Origin of the sequence: Egicoccus sp. AB-alg2, assembly GCF_041821065.1 — a bacterium.
In the GTDB taxonomy this organism is placed as follows: Bacteria; Actinomycetota; Nitriliruptoria; order Nitriliruptorales; family Nitriliruptoraceae; genus Egicoccus.
Map to the genome: position 1 here is coordinate 1 of NZ_JBGUAX010000020.1, position 18,959 is coordinate 18,959.

The following is an 18,959-nucleotide window of genomic DNA, read 5'->3' on the forward strand; positions in this document are numbered from 1 at the left end:
GCTCGCAGCTCACCGCCGGAGGCCGTACCCTCCGGCGGTGAGCGCGTTCGCGCACCAGTTCCCGCGACCATCCCCGTCCTCTGGCGCTGGCCGAGGCTGAAGACGCATTCGACACGGCCGCGACGGGGGAGGAGACGACCACCATGCCCAAGAACGACAACCGTCCGAAGGTGACGCTCGCCTGCACGGAGTGCAAGGAGCGCAACTACATCACCTCGAAGCACCGCGTGAACCAGCGCGAGCGCATCGAGCTGCGCAAGTTCTGCTCGCGCTGCCGCACCCACCAGGTGCACCGCGAGACCCGCTGACGCCCGCCGGCGGCAGGCCTCCCGACCCGCGTGTCCGTACCCGGACCGCGGGTCGCGGCGTTTCGGGAGCGGCCCGCTCACCGGCCTAGGATGACGGGCGCAGCGACCACCGCGACATGAGGGAGCCGATGGCGCTCAACCCGGACAAGGTCGGGACCAGCTACCCGCCCTACACCTACGAGGTGTCGCGGGAGAAGATCCGCGAGTACGCCATGGCGCTCGGCGAGCGCGACCCGCGCTATTACAGCGACGGCGACGACTGCGTGGCACCGCCCACGTTCGCCGCGGCCTTCACCGTCACCAAGGGCGGCCAGGCCGCGTTCGCGGACCCCGACCTCGGGGCGCACTGGACCCTGGTGCACGGCTCGCAGACCTACCAGTTCGGCAGCCGGCCGATCCGTCCGGGCGACGTGCTCAGCTGCACACCCCGCATCGCCGACATCGCCGTCCGGGGCAGCAACGAGCTCATGACCATCGAGGTGGACTGCCGCTTCGCCGACGACGACACCCGGGCGGTGCTGTCCAAGGCCGTCATCGTCTTCCTCGGCTCGGCACCCGCGGCCGACACCCGCGACGACACCGCGCCGGCGACTGCTGCCGACGACGACGCCGCCCGGGCGGCCGAGGAGGGTGCGGCATGAGCGCCATCGAGGTGGGGACGCAGCTGCCCGAGGTGTCGCAACGCTGCAACCTGACGACGTCGGTCGCCTACGCCGCCGCGTCCGGGGACCTGAACCCGCTGCACTACGACCCGGAGTTCGCCGGCAACGTCAGCCCGACCGGCGGGATCATCGCCCACGGCATGTACGCCATGGGGCTCGCCTCGCGTGTGCTGACCGAGTTCGCCGGCGGTCCCGAGCGGGTCGCCGAGGTCAACGTGCGCTTCACGCGCCCCTGGCCGCTGCACACCACCACCACCTTCGGCGGCACCGTCACCAACGTCGACGACGACATCGCCACGGTGCAGTTGTGGGGCCGCAACGAGAACGGCGATCAGATCCTGAAGGGCGTGGGCAAGATCCGCCGGTGACCCCGCCTGCCACGCCTTGCCCGCCGCGCCCTGCGTGCGGCGCCGCAGGGGCCGGTTGTCGCGGACCGGTCGTCGGGGTTACCCTGTGGGCGCTGCCTCCCGGTGAGGCAGCGTTCCCTTGTCAGGGCCCGATCCGTCGAGCACCGCTGGGGGACGGACGGGAGTAGCTCAATTTGGCAGAGCACCGGTCTCCAAAACCGGCGGTTGGGGGTTCAAGTCCCTCCTCCCGTGCGACACGCTGACGCGGCAAGTCGACACGTCAGCGTCCATCCCATCCGGCCCGCGTGCCGCGTCGCGACCCGCTCGGGCGCGCGCGAGGGCACACCCCGGACGCGTCAGCGCACTCGTGCCACGACGCGTCCTGCCTCGCCCACCGTTCTCGGGCAGGAGTCCCACAGATGAGTCGCGAGTCCAAGCGCAACGCCGACCGTGAAGAGCGCCGCACGTCCGGCCAGGTCAGCGCGGCCGAGGAGGCCCCGAAGACCCGCGAGCGCACCTCGCCGGGCCAGTTCCTGCGGGAGGTCCGCAGCGAGCTGCGCAAGGTGGCCTGGCCCAACCGCAAGGAGGTCGTGTCCTACACGATGGTCGTCCTCGTGGTGACCCTCGTGCTGGTCGCGATCGTGTGGGGGATGGACGAGGTCTTCCGTCGCGCAGTCATCAACACCCTGGGTTAGAGGAAACCGTGTCCGACGACGCCCGCATGTCCGATGAGCGCCCCGACGGCGAAGACGCCGTCCGTGAGGAGCTGCCCCCGGTCGAGGCACCCGATGCCCCGGCCGACGCCGAGCTGCGCTCGGCCAGCAACGCCGACAACGCGGCCAACGTCCCGGCCGCCGACGAGAGCCTGACCGTGGCCGACGACCTGCCCGGCATCGCCGAACCGCTCGCCCCGCACGCCGACCTCGACGCGGTCGCCGAGGCCGTCGTCCCCGTCGACGAGGCCGAGGAGGCGCCCGGCGAACTCGACACGGTCGGCGCCACGGAGACCGCCCCCGGCACCACCGAGGACGCCGCCGGCACCGACGAGGATTCGCTGGCCGCGGACGACCTCGACGACCTGCTCGGGATCGCCTCCAGCGCGGGGCGCGACGATGCCGCCGCCGCTGGGGACGAGGACGTGGATCCGGGCGGCCAGCCCGTCGACGCCGTCGACGTCCCGGCCGAGGACCCGGTCGCCTCGGACGCGGGGCGCGACGGGTCCGTCGCGGCCACCGACGCGCCGGTGGCGTCCGCCGACGGTGCCGCGGAGACCGAGGCCCCGGTCCGTCGCGGACGTCCGCGGTCGCTGGCCGACGTGCGCGACAAGAAGGAACTCAACCGCCTGCTCGGCGATTGGTACGTCGTGCACACCTACGCCGGCTACGAGCAGCGCGTGAAGGACAACCTGCTCAGCCGCGTGGAGGCGCTCGAGGCCGAGGACCGCATCTACGAGGTGCACATCCCGACCGAAGAGGTGACCGAGTACAAGAAGGGCAAGAAGACCACGTCGCAGAAGAAGTTCCTGCCGGGCTACGTGCTCGTGCGCATGGAGATGGACGACGAGGTCTGGGGCATCGTGCGCCACACCCCGGCGGTGACCGGGTTCGTCGGCTCGCCGGGCACCCGCCCCGTGCCGCTGCCGCTGCGCGAGGTCGCCGACACCCTGAAGCTGCCCGACGAGTACGTCGAGGTGGTCGAGACCGACGAAGCCGCGCCGGCGCAGCCGGAGAAGGTCGTCGCCGAGATCGACCTCGAGGTCGGCGAGACCGTCCGCGTCACCGGCGGGCCGTTCGCGGACTTCACCGGCACCATCGCGGAGATCAACCTCGACCAGGCCAAGCTCAAGGTGCTGGTCAGCGTGTTCGGTCGCGAGACCCCGCTCGAGCTGCCCTTCGACAACGTCGCGAAGCTGTAGCGGACGCCGGCCGGCGGCGTGCCCGCCCGGCCGGCGCAGACATCCAGACGTCGCGGCCGACGCCGCGCGAACCGAGGACCCCGCGCCGCGCGCCCGGGGCACACCACGTGGGAGGCCGCCCGCCGCGGCGGCCGCCGGACCACGCGAGGAGAACGAGAACCATGGCGAAGAAGGTCGCAGGCTTCATCAAGCTGCAGATCCCGGCCGGTCAGGCCAACCCCGCACCGCCGGTCGGTCCGGCGCTCGGTCAGCACTCCGTGAACATCATGGAGTTCTGCAAGGCGTTCAACGAGCGCACCCAGCAGATGCAGGGTGACATCGTCCCGGTGGAGATCACGGTCTACGAGGACCGTTCCTTCACCTTCATCATGAAGACCCCGCCGGCCGCCCAGCTGCTGCTGAAGGCCGCAGGGCTGCAGAGCGGCTCGGGCACCCCCAACACGGTCAAGGTGGGCAAGGTCTCCCGTGACCAGGTCCGCGAGATCGCGGAGAAGAAGATGCCCGACCTCAACGCGGTCGACGTCGACGGCGCGATGAAGATCATCGAGGGCACCGCCCGCTCGATGGGCCTCACCGTCGAGGGCTGACCCGCTCGAACACCCTTCTACCGTGGGAGACGGAGCCGTAACTCCGTCGTCTGACCACGAGGAGTGCATGACCCATGGCCAAGCGAGGCAAGAAGTACGCAGCGGCGGTCGCGAAGATCGACGCGGACCGGCTCTACGGCCCCAAGGCGGGCCTGGCGCTGCTCAAGGAGATCGACTCCTCCGGCTACGACGCGACGGTCGACTGCGCGTTCCGTCTGGGCATCGACCCGCGCAAGGCGGACCAGATGGTCCGCGGCGCCGTGTCGCTGCCGCACGGCATCGGCAAGACCGTCCGGGTCGCGGTGGTGGCCGGTGGTGACAAGGCGGCCGAGGCGCGCGAGGCGGGCGCCGACCACGTCGGCGGTGACGACCTCGTCGAGCAGCTCGGTTCCGGTGAGCTGCTCGACCAGATCGACTCGGTCATCGCCACGCCCGACATGATGGGCAAGCTCGGTCGGCTCGGGAAGACGCTGGGCCCCCGCGGCCTGATGCCGAACCCGAAGTCGGGCACGGTGACGATGAACGTCGCCCAGGCCGTCCGCGAGATCAAGGCGGGCCGCATCGAGTACCGCTCGGACCGCAACGGCAACGTCCACACCGTGTTGGGCAAGGCCTCGTTCCCGGTCGAGCAGCTCGTGGAGAACTACGCCGCGCTGCTCGAGGAGATCATCCGCCAGCGGCCGTCGGCCGCCAAGGGCCGCTACCTGCAGACCGTCGCGGTCTCGACCTCCTCCAGCCCGGCGGTGCCGCTGGACCCCGCCAAGTCCCGCGACCTGCTGGCCGACGAGGAGGCCTGACCTCCGGCTCGCGCGGTCGTCGGCCGCGCCGGATGGATCCCTGCTGGAGCCCGCCCTGGTGGCGGGCTCCAGCCGTTGAGGGGCGCGCCGGGGAGGTGTCCGCCCGTCCAGCCGTTCAGTGGATCGTCAGTCCCCCGCTGCCGAGCCCGCGTCTAGGGTCGCCTGACACCCGGACGGCTCGTTCGGGCCGTGGAGGGAGCCGACCGCTCGATGCGCCAGGACCGCCCGGCGACGAGGTCACGCCGACGTCGGGTGTGGCCCGGCAACCTCGTGGCGGCGGCGATCGTCGTCGGGGCGGCGCTGTTCGGCGGCAGTGCCGGCGCACAGACCGACGAGCCCACCCGCAACCAGCAGGCCGACGTGCTGGCCCGCGGTGCCGGCCTGTTCCAGGCGCACTGTGCGGCCTGCCACGGCACCCGTGGCGAGGGTGGCCCCGGCCCGGGGGACCTGGCGGGACCGCCGATCGACGAGGTCGACGTGAACTTCGTCGACCTGACGCTGCGGACGGGCCGCATGCCGATCCCGGCGCCGTCGCACGGCATCCGCATCACCGACTACGACGACGCCCAGCGCGAGGCCGTCGTCGCGTTCATGCGCGAGCGCTTCGACCTGCCGGGGGAGTTGCCGACCGTCGGCGAGGGCGACGCGTCACGGGGCCAGGAGCTGTACGTCCGCAACTGTGCGGCCTGCCACGCGGCCGCGGCCAGCGGCGGCATCTCGGGCGCGGCCGTCCAGGTGCCACCGCTGACGGGCCTCGACCCGATCGCCATCCACCAGGGCACCCGTGTCGGGCCCTTCGAGATGCCGGCCTTCGAGCAGGCCGTTCTCGACGACCAGGCCATCGCCGACATGGTGGCCTACCTCGCCGTGGTCGACGAGGCGCCCCGCACGGCCGGGGGACTGCAGGAACTCGACGCGATCAGCTCCGCCCTGCTCATGCTCGCCCTGACGCTGGCCGCCGGCCTGGTCGTGCTGGTCGTGGCGCGGGCGCGGCGCTGGTCGACGACCGAGCCCGAGGGCTTCCACACCACCGACCCCTTCGAGCCGAGGTGACGCCCGCGTGAGCCTCCCCGAGCGCCGACCCGGCGGCCGGTTGCCGACCGAGCCGACCGGTCCTAGCCGTGCCGCCGGCGACTTCCGCCGCGGCTGGGTGCTGGGCTGGAGCGCCGCGTGCGGCGTCGCGCTCGTGGTCCTGCTCGGGCTGTGGGTGCTGGACGCGGACACCGCCGTACTCGCGCTGGTCGCAGCGGTCGCCGCCGGGTCCGCCAGCGTCGCCCTCCACCACGTGGTCGTGACCCAGGACGAGGGCGAACGCACCGTCCCGCGGCCCCCCGAGCCCGACGACGTGGTGCCGCTCGCCGGTCGACGCCGGCTGTTCGGCGGCGCGCTGGCCGGCGCCGCCGTGCTCGGGATCGGCGCAGCCGGCGGCCTGCTGGCGTTCGGCAGCCGGCGCCCGGCCGCCAGCGCCTGGGCGGGCGGCGGTCGACTGACCCAGCTCGACGGGTCGCCCGTACGGCCCGAGGACGTGCCCCCCGGTGGCGTCGTCACCGTGTGGCCACCCGATGCCGTGGGCACCGAGCTGGCGGCGGTCATGCTGATCCGCCTGCGCGAACCGCCCGAGCCGCCCACCCGGGTCGACGAGGTCGCCGACGACACGCTGATCGCCTACTCCCGGCTGTGCACGCACGCCGGCTGCGCGGTCGCGCTCTACCGCGACTTCGACCAGGCGCTGTTCTGTCCCTGCCACCAGGCCACCTTCGACGCCCGGCGGGGTGGACAGCCCACGTTCGGCCCGGCGTCGGTCCCGCTGCCGCAGCTGCCGCTCGCGATCGACGACGACGGTTTCCTCGTCGCAACGGGTGACCTCTCGGCGCCGCCGGGCGCCGTCGGAGGCACGCTGTGAGCCGCGGGTCGCCCATCGCCAGCCTGGCCGACGCGCTCGACCGCCGGATCGGCAGGTCTGCGCCCCGGCCCAGCGTCTGGCCGACCGGTGTCGGCCCCATGATCAGCCACGTGATCGTGGTGAGCTTCCTCGTGCTCTTCGTGACCGGGGTGTTCCTGACGCTGTTCTACCGGCCCTCGGTGGCACCGGTGACCTACACGGGGTCCTCGACGCTGTACGACGGCGCCACCCTGCCGCACGCCTACGCCTCGGTCGTCCGGCTCAGTTCCGACATCCCGGGCGGGCTGTTCGTCAAGCGGGTGCACACCGCCGCGTCACACCTGTTCCTCGCCGCCATCGTGCTGCATCTGCTGCGGGTCATGGCGACCGGCCAGTTCCGCCGGCCGCGCCTGGGCAACCACCTCCTCGGCATCCTCCTGCTCCTGCTCGGGATCGGGTTCGCCTACACCGGCGAGTTGCTGCCGTTCACCCTCGTGGCCAGCTCCAGCCTGCGGATCGCCGAGGCGGTGCTGGCCTCGATCCCGTTCCTGGGCGAGCCGCTCGCGTCGATCGTCATCGGCACCGAACTGCCCAGCGACCGCATCCTGATCGGCGCGTGGGCGTTGCACGTCGTGCTGCTGCCGCTGGGCTTCGCCGCGCTGACCTACTGGCACCTGCGTCTGGTCCACCGCCGCACGCCGACGACGCACCTGCGCCCCGACCTCGACGTGACCCGCGTGGCCGTCGGCCGTCCGCTGTGGCCCGACGCCGTCGCCCGGTTCGCGCTGCTGACGACCGGGATCGTCACCCTGCTGACGTTGAGTGCCGCCCTGATCCCGTGGGCCGACCGGGAACTGGCCGGCCCCTTCGTGCCGGCCGAGGCGACCAACTCGGTGCATCCCGCCTGGCCGCTGTTCTTCACGACCGGTGCCCTCCGGGTGCTGCCCGCCATCGACCTGACGTTCCTGGGGATGCGGATCACGAACGTGTTCGTCGCGGCCGCCGTGCTGCCGGGAATCCTGATCGGGATGCTGGCGGTGTATCCGTTCCTCGAGCGCAAGCTGCTGGGTGACGACGCGGACCACCACACCGTGGACCGCATCCTCGACGTGCCGCTGCGTGCCGGTGCCGTCGGGGCCTTCACGGGCATCGGGGCGGTGCTGACCCTGGCGGCCGGGGTCGACGTGTTGTCGTTCTGGCTGGCGACCCCGGTCGAGTCGGTCGTCGTCGCGTTCCGCGTCGCCCTGGTCGCCGTCCCCGCGCTGGCGGCCGCGGTGATGGTGAAGGCGGCGCACACGCGGGCCCGCGCCGAGGCCGAGGCCTTCCGCCGGCCCGCACCAGTACGTCCCACGTCGCCGCAGCAGGAGGATTCGCCGTGAGCCGTGCCCACGTGCGGGTCCTGCGACCGCTGGCCGTGCTGGCGTCCGCCACCCTGGTCCTCGCGGCGTGCGGCGAGGGCTCCCGGGATGCGATCACGACACCCGTGTCGCCCGAGGCCGGCGAGATCAACTGGCTGTGGTGGTTCTCGCTGGCCCTGGGGACGCTGGTCTACGTCGCCGTGCTGGTGCTGCTGGCCGTCCCGTTGGTGCGTGCCCGCCGCCGCGCCCGCCGCGACGCCCACCTCGACGACCTCCGCACCCGCGTCCACGGCCGGGATGGGGGGCAACGAGCGAGCGCAGCGAGCGAGAAGGGGGACCCATCCCTCGTACTGTCCGAACCGCCGGACACCAGCCGGCCGTTGGACACGGCCCCGGCCGCGCTGGTCGACGAGCCCCTGGCGGCGGCCGATCCGGGCCTGGCCGCCGAGGCGCGCCGCGACGCGCCGGTGCGCAGCCGGCTGATCTGGTGGGGCGGGCTCATCCTGCCCGCGATCATTCTGCTGGTGCTGCTCGTGGCGGCGTCCACGGTCGGCGCCCGTACCGCGCACGTGGCCGAGGACGGTGACCTCGTCATCGAGGTGGTCGGGCACATGTTCTGGTGGGAGGTCGTCTATCCCGACCACGACGTGGTCACGGCCAACGAGATCGTCATCCCGACCGACCAGCGGGTCCGGCTGGTGCTGACCACCGACGACGTGATCCACAGCTTCTGGATCCCACGCCTGCACGGCAAGGTCGACATGATCCCCGGCACGGTCAACGACCTGACCTTCACCGCCACCGAGGAGGGGTTCTTCCGCGGCCACTGCGCGGAATACTGCGGCATCGCGCACGCACAGATGGTCAAGTTCGTCGAGGCGGTGTCGCCGGCGGCCTTCGACACCTGGGTGGAGCAGCAACAGCAGGCCCCGGTCGGCGCCGAGGTGACCGAGACGACCGCCGAGGGCGAACGGCTCTTCTTCGCGACCGGCTGTGCCGACTGCCACGCCGTGCGTGGCACGAACGCGATCGGCGCCATCGGTCCGGACCTGAGCCACCTCGCGTCCCGCCGCACGCTGGCGGCCGGGATCGTGCCCAACACGCGTGAACAGCTCGGCCGGCTCATCGTCGACCCGTGGGGCGTGAAGCCGGGCAACCCGATGCCCCCGACGGTCCTGTCCGACGAGGAGCTCGAGGCGCTGCTCGACTACCTGGAGACCTTCAGCGCCGAGGGCGCCGCACGCATGGAAGGCGGCTCATGAGCGGCGGTGTCGGCGCCATGTTGCGGTTCGAGGGGCGGACTGCGGTCTCGGAGGAGCGGACATGAGCAGTACGACCGGCACCGGGGGCGCGCACACGCCGGCCACGCCCGAGGACGTCGAGCTGCTCGACCAGGTCTGGGCCAGCAAGCCGGGCTTCCTCGGCTGGGTCGGCCAATGCAATCACAAGGCGGTCGGCCGCCGGTTCGTCTTCACGGCCTTCTTCTTCCTGCTGCTCGGTGGCGCGCTGGCGATGGTCATGCGCCTGCAGCTGATCCAGCCCGACAACGACGTGGTCGGACCCGACGGCTTCAACCAGCTGTTCACGATGCACGGCACGATCATGATGTTCCTCTTCGTCGTGCCGATGCTGAAGGGGTTCACGATCTACGTCGCGCCGCTGCAGCTCGGCGCGCGCGACATGCCGATGCCGCGGGTCAACGCATTCAGCTACTGGGCCTACCTCGCGGCCGGGCTGTTCCTGTTGTCGAGCTTCGTCGCGGGCGCGATCCCCGACGGTGGCTGGTTCGCGTACGTGCCGTTGACCGGTCCGGAGTTCTCGCCGGGACTGGGCCTGGACTTCTGGCTGCTCGGCGTGACGCTGCTGGAGGTGTCGGCGATCGCCGGGGCGACCGAGATCGTCACCCTGGTCGCCCGCTTCCGGGCGCAGGGAATGTCGCTCGGGCGCGTCCCGGTGTTCGTGTGGTCGTCGCTGGTGGCGGCCGTGATGATCCTGTTCGCGTTCCCGCCGCTGGTCGCGGGCACGATCCTGCTGGAGCTCGACCGCAAGATCGGCACGCGCTTCTTCGATGCCACCGGCGGGGGCGACCCGTTGCTGTGGCAGCACCTGTTCTGGTGGTTCGGGCACCCCGAGGTCTACATCCAGCTCATCCCGGCCGTGGGGATGGCGGCGGCCATCGTCACGGTCGCGGCCGGCCGGCGGCTCGCCGGGCGGACCGCCTACATCGCCGCGACCGTCTCGATCGGGATCCTGTCGTTCGGGCTGTGGGTGCACCACATGTACGCGACCGGGATCCCGCTGCTGGGGACCTCGCTGTTCATGGCCGCGTCGATGATGATCGCGATCCCCTCGGGGGTGGTGATCATGTGCTTCATCGGCACGCTGTGGTGGGGCCGGATCCGGTGGTCGTCCGCCATGCTGTACGTGGTGGGCTTCGTGTTCGTCTTCGTCGCCGGCGGGATCACCGGCGTGATGGTCGCGATGGTCCCGTTCGACCTGCAGGCGCACGACACCTACTTCGTGGTCGCCCACTTCCACTACGTGCTGATCGGCGGCTCGCTGTTCCCGATCCTGGCCGCCATGCACTTCTGGTTGCCCAAGCTGACCGGCCGGATGATGCACGAGGGCGCCGGGAAGGTCGCGTTCGCGCTCAACTTCGTCGGGTTCAACGTCGCCTTCTTCCTGCAGCACTGGCTCGGTCTGGTCGGCATGCCGCGCCGGATCTGGACCTACGAGGCGGGGCTGGGCTGGGACGGCTGGAACCTCGTCTCCAGCCTCGGCTCGTTCGTGATGGGCCTGGGCATGCTGGTGTTCGCGCTGAACCTGCTGTGGGCGCACCGCCGGGGGGCGCCGACCGCCCCCGACGACCCGTGGGGCGGTGACACGCTCGAGTGGGCGACCACCTCGCCGGCACCCAACTACAACTTCCTCGGCACCATGCGGGTCGCCAGCCCCGAGCCGATGTGGGACGGCGAGTCGGTGGTCGGGCTGCCGGGAGACCCGGACGTCGAGGTGCCGGACTGGCAGGCGCGACTGGACATCCCGCGCGAACGCCTGCGCGAGACCCTGGCCACGACCGGCCTCGACGCCCACCCCGACCACATCATCAGCCTGCCGGGCCACTCGTTCTGGCCGGTGTGGCTGACGCTCGCGCTGGTGATCGGACTGACCGGGGTCCTCGTCGACGGGGTCTCGCTCGGTCTGGCCGGGCTCGGGGCGATCATCGTGGCCACCACCGCGTGGCTGTGGCCGGGAGTGGAGTGACGATGTTCGCCCGCCGCTCCCGTACCGCGCACCCGGTCACCGACGAGGGCCTGCGCGGCCTGACCGTCGGCGCATGGGGGATGCTGCAGACCATCATCGTCCTGGCCGTCGGTACGGCCGGCTTCGCGACCGCCGCGCTGTACCTGCACAGCGGGCAGCCGGCCTGGCCGCCCGACGGCATCGCGCCTCCCGGTGCGGGCCGCGGCGTCGCGTCGGTCGTGGCCAGCGTCGGGGCTTGCGTCGCGATCGTCGTCGCACGGCGGCGGTGCCTGGCGGAGGCCCGCCCCGACACCGCGCTCGCGCTGCTGGCCGCCGGCGCTTTGCTCGTCGGCGCGATCGTGCCGCTGGTCCTCGACCTGGGGGCGCTGCCGTTCCGGTGGGACGTCCACGTCTACGCCTCGCTGTACTGGGTCATCACCGGCGTCGTCGTCACGTACCACGCCGTGGCGCTGCTGATGGTCGGCGCGACGCTCGGCCAACGGCTGGTCGGCCTGATCGACCGGGACCGGATGCTGGAGCTGGACAACACCGTGCTGATGGTGTTCTTCACCGCGCTGGCCGGCGCGGCGCTGCTGGCGCTGCTGCACTGGCTGCCCGTGGTCCACACCGCCGACGGGGTCGGCGTGCCGCAGGTCGGACCGGGGAGCCGCGGATGAGCCTGATGACGCGCGGGACCCCCCGCCAGGAACATCGCACGAACGTCCGCCGCTTCGACGCGGTCTTCGGCGGCCCGATCTGGTGGGGGATGCACCTGGCGGGCGTGTACTGGCTCGTGCCGCGCCTGTGCGGGTGGGGTACCAACTGGCCGTGGCACGCCTGGACGCTGCTGATGGTGGCGCTGTGCGCCCGGGCCGCACTGTCGGCCAGCCAGGTCGGTCGGGCCGGCCACGCGGCGCTGCAGGCCGACCCCGGCGACCCGACCGCCCGCCGTGACACCTACCTCGGCTGGCTGGGGTTCTTCTTCTCGACCTTCTTCGGAGCGGTCACGCTGTTCGAGGGGCTGCCGGCCTGGTTCCAGGACGGCTGCCTGTGACTCCCGATCCGTGGTACGCCGCCTGGGTGTTCGACGCCCCCGCCCTGCTGTTGCTGGGCGGCACCAGCGCGCTGTACCTGCGGGGGCGGGGGCGACGCCACGCGCGCGGCGCGCCGGCGCAACCGCGGCGCACGGCCGCGTTCCTGGCCGGTGTCGCGGCGGGCCTGCTGGCCCTGGTCACGCCGATCGCCGCGTGGAGCGCCCATCTGTTCTGGGTCCACATGGTCCAGCACCTGCTGCTGCTGGTCGTGGCCGCGCCGCTGCTCGCCCTGGGCGAACCGGTCAGCACGATCCGCCCGGTCCTGCCCCCCGCCGGCCGCCACGCCCTGGCACGCGCCTCACGCTGGTCACGGCGCCTGCGACGTGGCATCGGCGACCCGCACCCCGTCCTGCTCGCCACCGTGGTGCACATCCTCGCGACCTGGATCTGGCACGCGCCGGTGCTCTACGACGCCGCGGTCTCGAATGCCGGGATCCACCTGCTCGAGCACGCCGCGTTCCTGGGCACGGGCGTGTGGTTCTGGTCCGAGATCGTCGCGGTCGCCCGCCGTGACCGCCGCTCGCGCGGGCTGGCGCCGCTGTGCCTGGGTGCGCTGATCGCCACCGGCGGCGTGCTGGGCGCGCTCCTCGTCTTCGCCGACCGGTCCCTCTACGCCGTCTACACCGGCGCGGGCGGGCTGACGGCGCTCGAGGACCAGGAGTTCGCCGGCGCGCTGATGTGGGTGCCGCCGAGCTTCGTGTACGCCGTCGTCGCGATCCGGCTCTTCGTCGCCTGGATCGACGCCTCCGACACCGAGCTGCGGGCCCGCGAGCGCCGCGAGCGCGCGGCCGGCCGGCACTGACGACACCTCGTCGCGGGGGCCGTCGGCGGCGTCCGATCGCCGGCGTCGGGGCGGGCGCGACGAGGTGGTGCGGTCGCGGCTGCGCGCATCGGTCGCGGCTGGTCGCCCGGGCAGGCAGCGAGGCGCGACGGTTGCCGGCTCGCGCGACGGGACGCGACGGGGGAGCGGAGGGGTGTGGTGGTCGCCGTAGCAGGGGCTATCTCGGAAGCGCCCCCAGGGCGCGCACCGGGAGCGAGCGAAGCGACCCCTGCGCAGGCGACCACCACAGCCCCGGAGCGGTCGGGCTCCGGGCCGGCTCGGAGCGCCTTCAGGGCGCGCACCGCGAGCGTGCGAAGCGACCCCTGCGCAGGCGACCACCACAGCCCCGGAGCGGTCGGGCGACGCGTTCGGCGCCGCGCCGAGGACCCGCGTTCGGCGCTGCGCCGAGGACCCGCGTTCGACGCCGCGCCGGTGGCGGGGTACGCTTCGCACCCTTCAAGCCGAAGACCGCCGGATGCCCGTCAGGGCCGAAGGTCACGGCGACGCCGCAAGCGAACCAGCGTCCCGTGCGTCCCGCGCAGGTGCGATGTCCCCGACGCCGTCACGACGTGCGATCGGTGGTCCTCCCCCTCGCGCGGTGCGCCAGGGGGTTTTCTCGTTCTCACGGCGTCGTCGCGAGCCTCGGACCAGGCGTGTTCCACCGGCGGGACCGACCCACGACGGAGGAACCCGTGCCCCGTCCCGACAAGGTCGCCGTGGTCGACGAGGTCCGTGAGGGCCTGTCGAACAGCGCTGCGACCCTGCTGACCCATTACCGCGGCCTCAGCGTCACGGAGTTGGCCCAGCTGCGCGCGAAGCTGCGCGAGGCCAACGCCGAGATGCGCGTCGCCAAGAACACCCTCGCCCGTCGCGCCGCGGCCGACGCCGGCATCGAGGGCCTCGAGGAACTGCTGACCGGCCCGACCGGCCTGGTGTTCTGCCAGGAGGACCCGGTGGGTCCGGCCAAGGCGCTGCGTGACTTCGCCAAGGACCACCCGGACCTCGTCGTCCGTGGCGGCTACCTCGACGGCGCCGTGCTCTCCGAGGCCGAGGCCACCAGGCTCGCCGAGTTGGAGAGCCGCGAGGACCTGCTCGCCAAGCTCGCCGGCCTCATGTACGGCGCGCTGGCCAACACCGCGCGCCTGCTCAAGGCTCCGATCGAGCAGCAGGCCCGCCTCGTGCAGGCCCTGATCGACGCCGGCGGCTACGCCGGTGCGCCGGCCGACGCCCCCGCCGAGGAGCCCGCCGGCGCCGAGACCGCCGCGGCTGCCGAGGCTGCCGACGGAGCGCCGGCCACCGAGGCTGCCGACGACGCGCCGGCCACCGAGGCCGCCGACGCCGCCGAGGAGGCCGCTGCGGCGCCCGCCGAGGACGCCGAGGCCTGATCCCGCTTCGCCGGACGCGCGCCGGCTCGCACGATTCCGAACAGACCACAGCAAGAGGAACACCATCATGGCCAAGCTGACCACCGACGAGCTCATCGACGCCTTCAAGGAGCTCACGCTCATGGAGCTGAGCGAGCTCGTCAAGAAGTTCGAGGACACCTTCGAGGTCACCGCTGCCGCGCCGGTCGCCGTCGCCGCTGCGGGTGCCGCCGGCGGTGGCGAGGCCGCGGCCGAGGAGGAGAAGGACTCCTTCGACGTCGTGCTGACCTCGGCCGGGGACAAGAAGATCCAGGTCATCAAGGAGGTCCGCGGCCTCACGAACCTGGGTCTCAAGGAGGCCAAGGAGCTCGTCGAGAGCGCCCCGAAGCCCGTCCTCGAGGGCGTCGACAAGGACGCCGCGAACGACGCCAAGGACAAGCTCGAGGCGGCCGGCGCCAGCGTCGAGCTCGCCTGAGTTCCGCGTCGACGGGACGACGGACGCTCCCGCTGCAAGCCGAGCGTCCGTCGTCCCTGCACCGCCGCCGGGGCCCCCGGCGGCGGTGGCGTTCCGCCCAGACCGTGCGAACGGCGCACGCGAACTTTCGTGTTGACGCAGCGCGACCACGGGGCCTACACTGCTCGGCTGCCGTGTGCCCTGCGTTTCTGCCCCGCTCGCGTTCGCGCTCGAGGCGTCGTCTGCTGACCGAGGTCCTCGCCATCTCCCATGTCGCCGCGCCGCGTCCGCTGGCGTGGTCGACGTGTGTCGGAGGCGAGCCGGTCGCCGACCTCGCCACCCGTGACGGGACGTGGAGCATCGCACGTTCGACACCCGGGAGGGGGACCGGCCGACACGTCGTCCGTCGGCACGCCCCCATGTAGCCCCGACCACGCCGTGGCGAGACGGTCCGGCGCCCCGTCCCGCTACCACGGTCAGTCTCGTGTCCCACCAGCGCACATCGCGCCGCCCCACCCGCGTCCCGCTCCCGCCGGGACGCACCGACCACCACGCCAGGGAGGTCCCTGTTGGCTGGCACCGCCGTCAACTCGCGTCTCAGCTTCGCCAAGATCCGTGAGGCGCTCCCCATCGAGGAGCTCGACCTCGTCGCGATCCAGCGGCTGTCCTTCGAGTGGCTCATCGACCAGGGCCTGGGCGAGATCTTCGACGAGATCTCCCCGATCGAGGACAGCCAGGGCAAGATGGCGCTGTCCTTCTTGAACCACCGGTTCGAGGACCCGAAGTACTCCGTCGAGGAGTGCAAGGAGAAGGACTACACCTACGCCGCTCCGCTCTTCGTCACCGCCGAGTTCCTGAACAAGGAAGACGGCACGATCAAGTCCCAGACGGTCTTCATGGGTGACTTCCCCGTGATGTCCGACAAGGGCACCTTCATCATCAACGGCACGGAGCGCGTCGTCGTGTCGCAGCTCGTGCGCTCGCCGGGCGTCTACTTCGACGCGTCCGTGGACAAGACCACCGGCCGTGACGTCTTCGGCTGCAAGGTCATCCCGGCCCGCGGTGCGTGGCTGGAGTTCGAGGTCGACAAGCGCGACCTCGTCGCCGTGCGCGTGGACCGCAAGCGCAAGCAGCCGATCAGCGTCTTCTACCGCGCGCTCAAGGCCTTCCAGTGGAACGCCGAGGACGGCCGCTACGAGCTCGCCCCGTCCGAGGTGCTGACCGCCGAGGTCCCCGACGACGAGATCCTGGAGTTCTTCGGCGGCGCGGAGTCGATCGCGCTGACCCTGGAGAAGGACAACACCGGCCGCACGCCGGCGCAGGCGCTGGAGGAGATCTACCGCAAGCTGCGTCCGGGCGAGCCGCCGAACGCCGAGCAGGCCGGCCAGCTGCTGCTGGGCATGTTCTTCCAGAACAAGAAGTACGACCTCGCCCGTGTCGGTCGATACAAGATCTCCGGGCTCGAGGCGGACGCCCAGGGGCACGTCAAGCACGGCAAGCTCACCGACGAGTTCGAGGCGCTCGGCTTCCCGCGGCGTGAGGAGCACGTCCTCACCAAGGAGGACTGCCTCGCGACGATGTCCTACCTCGTCAAGCTCCACGCCGGCGAGGAGGGCTACGACACCGACGACATCGACCACTTCGGCAACCGCCGTCTGCGGTCGGTCGGCGAGCTCATCCAGAACCAGGTCCGCATCGGCCTGTCCCGGATGGAGCGCGTGGTCCGCGAGCGGATGACCACCCAGGACCTGGAGGCGATCACCCCCCAGACCCTGATCAACATCCGCCCGGTCGTCTCCGCGATCCGCGAGTTCTTCGGTACCTCGCAGCTGTCGCAGTTCCTGGACGAGACCAACCCGCTGGCCGCCCTGACGCACCGCCGGCGCATGTCCGCGTTGGGCCCCGGTGGTCTGTCGCGTGAGCGGGCCGGGTTCGAGGTCCGCGACGTCCACCCGTCCCACTACGGCCGGATGTGCCCGATCGAGACGCCGGAGGGCCCCAACATCGGCCTGATCGGCTCGCTCGCGTCGTACGCGCGCATCAACGAGTACGGCTTCGTGGAGACGCCCTACCGCAAGGTCGTCGACGGGAAGATCACCGACGAGATCGAGTACCTCACGGCCGACGAGGAGGACCGCTACGTCGTCGCCCAGGCCAACGCGCCGGTCGACGAGGGCACCCGGCAGTTCGTCAACGAGCTCGTGCTCGTGCGCGCCAAGGGTGGCGAGGTCCGCGAGGTCCCGACGGCCAACGTCGACTACATGGACGTCTCGCCGCGCCAGACCGTGTCGATCTCCGCGGCCCTGATCCCGTTCCTCGAGCACGACGACGCCAACCGCGCGCTCATGGGCGCCAACATGCAGCGGCAGGCGGTGCCGCTGCTGCGGGCCGAGTCGCCGTTCGTCGGTACCGGGATCGAGGGCAAGTCGGCCAAGGACGCCGGTGACGTCGCCGTCGCACGCCGCGGCGGGCAGGTCGTCGAGGTGGCCGCCGACCACGTGGTCGTGCGCACCGACGACGACCAGATCGACCGCTACTACCTGACCAAGTTCCAGCGCTCCAACCAGGGCTCGTGCATCAACCAGAAGCCCCTGGTCACCGAGGGTCAGCGGATCGAGGCCGGCGAGCCGCTGGCCGACGGCCCGTCGACCCACGACGGCGAGCTCGCCCTGGGCCGCAACCTGCTGGTCGGGTTCATGTCCTGGGAGGGCTACAACTTCGAGGACGCCATCATCCTCTCCGAGCGGCTCGTGCGGGAGGACGTGCTCACGTCCATCCACATCGAGAAGCTCGAGGTGGACGCCCGCGAGACCAAGCTCGGTCCCGAGGAGATCACCCGCGACATCCCCAACGTCTCCGAAGAGGTGCTCGCCAACCTCGACGAGGAGGGGATCATCCGCATCGGCGCCGAGGTCCAGCCCGGCGACATCCTGGTCGGCAAGGTCACCCCGAAGGGTGAGACCGAGCTGACCCCCGAGGAGCGGCTGCTGCGGGCGATCTTCGGCGAGAAGGCCCGCGAGGTCCGCGACACGTCCCTGAAGGTGCCCCACGGTGACCGCGGGATCGTCATCGGCGTGCAGCGCTTCAGCCGCGCCGACGGCGACGAGCTGCCGCCGGGCGTCAACGACATGGTCCGGGTCTACGTCGCGACCAAGCGCAAGATCTCCGAGGGCGACAAGCTCGCCGGCCGCCACGGCAACAAGGGCGTCATCTCGAAGATCCTGCCGGTCGAGGACATGCCGTTCCTCGAGGACGGCACGCCGCTGGACATCGTCCTGAACCCGCTGGGCGTCCCGTCGCGGATGAACGTCGGCCAGGTGCTGGAGACCCACCTCGGGTGGGCCGCCGCCAACGGCTGGAAGTTCGAGACCGCGCCGGACTGGTTCCAGCGCGTCGACTGGGACAAGCAGCTCACCGACGTCGAGGGTCCGGTTCGCTTCGCGACGCCCGTCTTCGACGGCTGCCGCGAGGACGAGCTGACCGACCTGCTCGCCAACAGCCGCCCGACCGACGACGGGGTGCGCCTCGTCGGCGTCGATGGCAAGGCGACCGTCTTCGACGGCCGCACCGGGCAGCACCTCGATGCGCCCGTCACCGTCGGCTACATGTACGTGCTCAAGCTCCACCACCTCGTCGACGACAAGATCCACGCCCGCTCGACCGGCCCCTACTCGATGATCACCCAGCAGCCGCTGGGCGGGAAGGCGCAGTTCGGTGGGCAGCGCTTCGGCGAGATGGAGGTGTGGGCCCTCGAGGCCTACGGCGCCTCCTACGCGCTGCAGGAGCTGCTGACGATCAAGTCCGACGACACCCTGGGCCGCGTCAAGGTCTACGAGGCGATCGTCAAGGGCGAGAACATCCCCGAGCCGGGCATCCCCGAGTCCTTCAAGGTGCTCATCAAGGAGATGCAGGCGCTGGCCCTCAACGTCGAGGTGCTGTCCGCCACCGGTGAGGAGATCGAGCTCCGAGAGTCCGAGGACGACGCCTTCCGGGCGGCCGAGGCACTGGGCATCGATCTGTCTCGTCCCGAGCGACCCACGGCTGAAGGCTGACCGCTGACGGGCGGGGCCGAATCCCGCCCGAGCCTCCAAGTGCTCGGTCCCTTCGGGACCTGCGCAATTCGGCTCG

18 protein-coding genes and 1 tRNA gene are annotated in these 18,959 nt (G+C 71.7%); all 19 read left to right on the plus strand.

Annotation, left to right across the window (positions count from 1 at the left end; genetic code table 11):
- The first annotated feature begins 143 nt into the window (after positions 1-143).
- Positions 144-308, plus strand: a complete 165-nt coding sequence (rpmG, locus tag ACERM0_RS22475) for a 50S ribosomal protein L33 (protein ID WP_130648540.1) — start codon at positions 144-146, stop codon at positions 306-308.
- Between the two features lie 116 nt (positions 309-424).
- Positions 425-949, plus strand: coding sequence for a MaoC family dehydratase N-terminal domain-containing protein (locus ACERM0_RS22480; protein WP_373680838.1), 525 nt, complete (start codon positions 425-427; stop codon positions 947-949).
- Positions 946-1,338: a MaoC/PaaZ C-terminal domain-containing protein gene (locus ACERM0_RS22485; protein ID WP_373680839.1), complete on the plus strand. Its 393-nt coding sequence runs from the start codon at positions 946-948 to the stop codon at positions 1,336-1,338. Before ACERM0_RS22480 ends, ACERM0_RS22485 begins: the two co-directional genes overlap by 4 nt.
- A 157-nt stretch (positions 1,339-1,495) precedes the next feature.
- Positions 1,496-1,569, plus strand: a tRNA-Trp gene (locus ACERM0_RS22490).
- A gap of 167 nt (positions 1,570-1,736) precedes the next feature.
- Complete coding sequence (secE, locus tag ACERM0_RS22495; protein ID WP_373680840.1) at positions 1,737-2,012, plus strand: preprotein translocase subunit SecE; 276 nt, start codon at positions 1,737-1,739, stop codon at positions 2,010-2,012.
- A 26-nt stretch (positions 2,013-2,038) separates the two neighbouring features.
- On the plus strand, positions 2,039-3,232 hold the full coding sequence (nusG, locus tag ACERM0_RS22500; RefSeq protein ID WP_373680841.1) for a transcription termination/antitermination protein NusG: 1,194 nt from the start codon (positions 2,039-2,041) through the stop codon (positions 3,230-3,232).
- Positions 3,233-3,393: 161 nt separating this feature from the next.
- Positions 3,394-3,819, plus strand: a complete 426-nt coding sequence (gene rplK, locus ACERM0_RS22505) for a 50S ribosomal protein L11 (RefSeq protein ID WP_373680842.1) — start codon at positions 3,394-3,396, stop codon at positions 3,817-3,819.
- Between the two features lie 74 nt (positions 3,820-3,893).
- Positions 3,894-4,616, plus strand: coding sequence for a 50S ribosomal protein L1 (rplA, locus tag ACERM0_RS22510; protein WP_373680843.1), 723 nt, complete (start codon positions 3,894-3,896; stop codon positions 4,614-4,616).
- Positions 4,617-4,805: 189 nt separating this feature from the next.
- Positions 4,806-5,669: a c-type cytochrome gene (locus ACERM0_RS22515; RefSeq protein ID WP_373680844.1), complete on the plus strand. Its 864-nt coding sequence runs from the start codon at positions 4,806-4,808 to the stop codon at positions 5,667-5,669.
- 7 nt (positions 5,670-5,676) lie between these two features.
- A complete protein-coding gene (locus ACERM0_RS22520) occupies positions 5,677-6,519 on the plus strand; it encodes a ubiquinol-cytochrome c reductase iron-sulfur subunit (RefSeq protein WP_373680845.1) in 843 nt (280 codons plus the stop codon).
- A complete protein-coding gene (locus ACERM0_RS22525; protein ID WP_373680846.1) occupies positions 6,516-7,877 on the plus strand; it encodes a cytochrome b N-terminal domain-containing protein in 1,362 nt (453 codons plus the stop codon). Before ACERM0_RS22520 ends, ACERM0_RS22525 begins: the two co-directional genes overlap by 4 nt.
- The gene (coxB, locus tag ACERM0_RS22530) at positions 7,874-9,118 is read left to right on the plus strand and encodes a cytochrome c oxidase subunit II (RefSeq protein ID WP_373680847.1); all 1,245 of its coding nucleotides are present in this window, start codon (positions 7,874-7,876) and stop codon (positions 9,116-9,118) included. Before ACERM0_RS22525 ends, coxB begins: the two co-directional genes overlap by 4 nt.
- Positions 9,119-9,179: 61 nt before the next feature.
- Entirely contained in the window at positions 9,180-11,120 is a 1,941-nt protein-coding gene (locus ACERM0_RS22535) for a cbb3-type cytochrome c oxidase subunit I (protein WP_373680848.1), read from the plus strand.
- Between the two features lie 2 nt (positions 11,121-11,122).
- The gene (locus tag ACERM0_RS22540; RefSeq protein WP_373680849.1) at positions 11,123-11,776 is read left to right on the plus strand and encodes a hypothetical protein; all 654 of its coding nucleotides are present in this window, start codon (positions 11,123-11,125) and stop codon (positions 11,774-11,776) included.
- The gene (locus ACERM0_RS22545) at positions 11,773-12,153 is read left to right on the plus strand and encodes a hypothetical protein (RefSeq protein WP_373680850.1); all 381 of its coding nucleotides are present in this window, start codon (positions 11,773-11,775) and stop codon (positions 12,151-12,153) included. Before ACERM0_RS22540 ends, ACERM0_RS22545 begins: the two co-directional genes overlap by 4 nt.
- On the plus strand, positions 12,150-12,995 hold the full coding sequence (locus tag ACERM0_RS22550; RefSeq protein WP_373680851.1) for a cytochrome c oxidase assembly protein: 846 nt from the start codon (positions 12,150-12,152) through the stop codon (positions 12,993-12,995). The genes ACERM0_RS22545 and ACERM0_RS22550 overlap by 4 nt, the downstream gene beginning before the upstream one ends.
- Before the next feature lie 710 nt (positions 12,996-13,705).
- Positions 13,706-14,398 (plus strand): 50S ribosomal protein L10, encoded by a 693-nt coding sequence (rplJ, locus tag ACERM0_RS22555; RefSeq protein WP_373680852.1) that lies wholly within the window; start codon positions 13,706-13,708, stop codon positions 14,396-14,398.
- 67 nt (positions 14,399-14,465) lie between these two features.
- On the plus strand, positions 14,466-14,852 hold the full coding sequence (rplL, locus tag ACERM0_RS22560; protein WP_373680853.1) for a 50S ribosomal protein L7/L12: 387 nt from the start codon (positions 14,466-14,468) through the stop codon (positions 14,850-14,852).
- A 545-nt stretch (positions 14,853-15,397) separates the two neighbouring features.
- A complete protein-coding gene (locus ACERM0_RS22565) occupies positions 15,398-18,883 on the plus strand; it encodes a DNA-directed RNA polymerase subunit beta (protein ID WP_373680861.1) in 3,486 nt (1,161 codons plus the stop codon).
- Positions 18,884-18,959 lie beyond the last annotated feature (76 nt).